Genomic DNA, 3,329 nt, shown 5'->3' with positions numbered 1-3,329 from the left:
TGGGTTCTGCCATTCTTCACGAAGGAAGTTGATTGACATCGCGGACAAGTTAAAGCGGCTGCTGACATGGTTGAGAGTGAAAAGACCTCTCTGTCTATACTGACATCCTTACTTCTGTAGGACTACCCTTTCTTTTCCAAAAGAGTCATCTGAGTTGAAATCGATGGAACTCATAATTTATTTACGAAAGTGCTATGAATAGCTTGAATAAAAATCTTAATTGACGTTAATTTTATGTTTGTCTTTTATCCAAGATTAAGCTTCATAATGTACGCTCCCTTCTACCTCCAGGCATGGGTATTTATCAATTCAGTCTATTGTAAAAAATACAAATTTTCTCAATCAAAAATGGCTAATTTGTTACCACAATTAAAATACTAAATTTGCAATTCTGATTTGACAATGTTGCTTGGATGTAAACTTAGTTTGTAGCCTTTCATACAAATAACAATAAAACTACTTCTTGTATTCAAATAGACATATCAACTTCACACAAAAATATGTCTTAATTACAAGGATAATAAGCTGCAAGGATGAAGCTGCCATTTTAAGAAGCATTTATAATAAAATTACTAGAAGATGCTTCAATATTGATGAATATTTACTTAATATCTAAAACAGATTAGTAAAGTAGTTAGGCACAAAAAATAGAATTTTAATAATGCTGACGTAATATGGCTTAATCAATGTCTAATTATTTACTAATTTTTAAAGTGGCAAATTTGTGCAAAAGAAATCTTATACCTAGGCAGTCTAAAACAGCCTTAAATTAACACCAGATAAACAGAAATTGCCTTAAAAAAAGTGTAAAAACTATGGCAGAATTAGATTTGACTATGGAGAGTAAAGAGGATAGGCGACACGTGCAAGATAAACAACTATCCCAAAATTACATTCTGATCCAAAACCTCATCCGTGCTGGGGTACCTTCAGAAGAAGCGTATCAAGTTGCACCGCTGTTGAAAAAGGTACAGCGATCGCCAGATGAAGAAGCTTTGGTTAAGAAAGTTTGGCTGCGGGTTAGAAGCCAATAAATCAAATGCGTTCAACTTTTGGTAGGAACTAAAATGTGTCCAACATAACCGGCGTGGTTGAATTGTTTGAGGACATCAGTTGCGATTGCTTCCTCACCCGATGCAATCAAAGCAACGCAAGCCCCTCCAAACCCTCCACCTGTAAGACGTGCGCCAAATACTCCTGGGGTTTTCTGTAAGATGGCAACTAAGGTGTCAACGGCGACAACCGAAACTTCGTAATCATCACGCTGACTTGCATGGGAAGCATTCATTAATTCGCCAAAGCGTTCAACCGATACTCCCTGTGCAGCTTCTAGCACTCGGTTGTTTTCGGTAATGACATGACGCGCACGACGTTTAAGTGGTTCGGGTAAGAACTCTACAGCTTGTGGATCGGTGATGTCGCGCAGTGCTTTCACTTGCAATAGCCGCGCCGCTTCTTCGCATTCAGCCCGACGCTGATTATAGCCGCTATCTTTTGCGAGTGCGTGATGGACACCACTATCGATGACTAAAATTTCGGCACCTTTGGGAAAAGGTAACACTCGCCGTTCTAAGGTGCGCGTGTCAAGAAATAGCATCGAGTCGATATCAGCTAAGCTGGACGCCATTTGATCCATAATGCCGCAGTTTAAACCTGCGTACTGAATTTCTGCTTGTTGTCCGATTTGGGCAAGTTCAACATCATTGAGTGGAAGGTTAAAAAGCGAGCGCACTCCCCTCAGCGTTGCGACTTCCAACGCGGCGCTACTGGATAAACCTAAACCGATTGGTACGGTAGAGTTAACCCATATATTTATTGGTGATATTTTATACCCTGATTTGACCAATAAGTCGATACAGCCAAAAATATAACTTGCGAATCCAGATGGCGGGTGATCGCCAGAAATGCTAACTTTCTCATCTAAATTTTCCGAGTAAAAGTGATGTTGCAAATCGCGACTCAAACCTATTTGTACGGTTGTACGTTGTGGGATTGCAGTGGGGAGAACAAATCCATCGTTGTAATCAGTATGTTCGCCAAGTAAATTAACTCTTCCTGGCGCACTTGCTTCAATTTCAGGTGGATTACCAAATATCTGTTGAAAGTTCATATAGTAGAGGTCAGAGGATCTCTATAATGTCTTATTAATTTATTAATTTATCAAAGGCACAGGGCGCAGCCTTCCTGCTACTTCTACGCTGGGAAAATTGGGATCGAAAGTCAAATTTTCCAATCCCTCAGTCACAATCGCAAAAGTATCTTCAATCTTTGCCCCTGGTAAACTAGGATTCCAAGCAACAACGATGTTTTCTACCAGCGTGTCAGTTGTCGTGGGATTCGCCACAATTTCTCGCGCTAGATATCCCGTTGTTCCTCCCTGGTGATGTTTGCGAATCGCATGAAGCAAACCCGTGTTGTTGGTAAGCGTGTGCTAGGGCGTGATAAATTGCATCTAAAGTCACTCCAGGCTGGCACAAATCCAGTGCTTCGGCTTCGATTTCACGAACGTGGTTGTGCATTGCGCGTTCGTCTGCTAATACACCAAAATTAACAAATCGGGTAAGGTTCGCATACAACCCAAATCCTCTGGCGCAAAACACAAGCATTGCTTGTCGTCCCAAAGGTTCGCGGCTTGGGGTAGCATGACGGTATAACGGTAAACGCCTTTCGCCAGCTGCCAACGTTAAAGCTGGATGTAATCCTCTAGCCCACAATGCTTCTGCACCTGCACCTGCTAACTGATATTCTGTCCAAGTCGGCTTAGCTGCTTGTAATACCTCGGTCATTGCTTCGCTTGCTTGGCGTCCTACTTGATGATATCGCGCTAGTTCGCTTGACATCATGACTCTTTTATGGATTTGTAACGCAGGTGGTAAGCGCTTCTCGACGTGGGGAATCGGGCGATCGCTTAAAACCTTGCCACCAGAAGTCGCATCCCGCACAAAGGCTTCGCGACTAGCAGTATCAGCCCAGGGATTAACGTTTAACTGAAAATTAGCGGGTAGTTCTTCGTCTTTTAGCCGTTGAGCTTCGATTTCATCGGTCAACACCCAAGCATCTTGGGCAGTTACCAATACTTCTGCAACTCCAGTTTCAGCGTTCAGAAGTACCGTGTTAGAAGCCCCAGCCGTTGCCCAAGCAAACCAATCCGTAGCGCGAAGACGTAAACCTTGTGCTTCAGTTTCAATGAGGATTTGATACTAAACCGCGTTCTAAAGAACAATTCTCAGATGAGGGAAGTAGGTCATGGAAGACAGCTTTGCAGGAGCTAGCATTAACTCCTGCAAGCCTTGGCAAAGGACATCTGTAACAGCATCAAGTGAGTCGAA

At 42.5% G+C, this 3,329-nt stretch carries 4 protein-coding genes; 1 reads left to right on the top strand and 3 read right to left on the bottom strand.

Annotation, left to right across the window (positions count from 1 at the left end; genetic code table 11):
- Positions 1 to 815 precede the first annotated feature (815 nt).
- Entirely contained in the window at positions 816 to 1,034 is a 219-nt protein-coding gene (locus IQ230_RS26075; RefSeq protein ID WP_193935076.1) for a hypothetical protein, read from the top strand.
- A gap of 11 nt (positions 1,035 to 1,045) precedes the next feature.
- On the opposite strand, the gene galK is transcribed toward IQ230_RS26075, so the two are convergent.
- Genes galK through IQ230_RS26065 form a run of 3 tightly spaced genes read right to left on the bottom strand, consistent with a single transcriptional unit; the run spans position 1,046 to position 3,074 of the window.
- Positions 1,046 to 2,110: a galactokinase gene (galK, locus tag IQ230_RS26070; protein ID WP_193935075.1), complete on the bottom strand. Its 1,065-nt coding sequence runs from the start codon at positions 2,108 to 2,110 to the stop codon at positions 1,046 to 1,048.
- A gap of 42 nt (positions 2,111 to 2,152) precedes the next feature.
- A complete protein-coding gene (locus tag IQ230_RS27205) occupies positions 2,153 to 2,344 on the bottom strand; it encodes a hypothetical protein (RefSeq protein WP_228055452.1) in 192 nt (63 codons plus the stop codon).
- Entirely contained in the window at positions 2,322 to 3,074 is a 753-nt protein-coding gene (locus tag IQ230_RS26065) for a M24 family metallopeptidase (protein ID WP_228055450.1), read from the bottom strand. Before IQ230_RS26065 ends, IQ230_RS27205 begins: the two co-directional genes overlap by 23 nt.
- Between the last annotated feature and the right edge of the window lie 255 nt (positions 3,075 to 3,329).

It is taken from the genome of Gloeocapsopsis crepidinum LEGE 06123 (genome assembly GCF_015207655.1).
Classification (GTDB): Bacteria; Cyanobacteriota; Cyanobacteriia; order Cyanobacteriales; family Chroococcidiopsidaceae; genus Gloeocapsopsis; species Gloeocapsopsis crepidinum.
The sequence above is the reverse complement of the archived record's forward strand: the minus strand, read 5'-3'. Positions and strand labels throughout refer to the sequence as shown.

What these genes read in the sequence shown, in the direction of transcription:
- IQ230_RS26075 (WP_193935076.1), top strand. Translation starts at nt 816, where the DNA reads ATGGCAGAATTAGATTTGACTATGGAGAGTAAAGAGGATAGGCGACAC.
- galK (WP_193935075.1), bottom strand. Translation starts at nt 2,110, where the DNA reads ATGAACTTTCAACAGATATTTGGTAATCCACCTGAAATTGAAGCAAGT.